This window comes from Lysinibacillus sp. VIII_CA, from assembly GCF_049943995.1.
GTDB lineage: Bacteria > Bacillota > Bacilli > Bacillales_A > Planococcaceae > Lysinibacillus > Lysinibacillus pinottii.
In genome coordinates this window covers 1-251 of the sequence record NZ_JBNFXM010000125.1, presented here as the reverse complement: position 1 = coordinate 251, position 251 = coordinate 1, and the positions used below count along the sequence as shown (strand labels likewise).

The 251-nt window shown below is 25.5% G+C and carries 1 pseudogene; it reads right to left on the bottom strand.

The window, feature by feature from the left end:
* Positions 1–251, bottom strand: a pseudogene (locus ACP3VS_RS24500) (RNA-guided endonuclease TnpB family protein); the annotation flags it as partial.

The window sequence follows — 251 nt, the reverse complement described above, 5'->3', positions numbered from 1 at the left end:
ATCTATACCAACTCTACCTTCTGATATACCATTTTTAATTTCACCATTTTCTTTATTAATTTTCATTGGTGGTTTCCCATCTAAAACTAATTGAACATAAAATTTATATTTTCCACGTATTAATTTACGAACAATACGACAATATTTAATTTTATTACATAACGCCATTTGAGCATATTCATCATTCGTTTTAATAATTACAGGGATAGATAATCCGCTCCATATTAATTTGTTATCATTAAATCTAATAC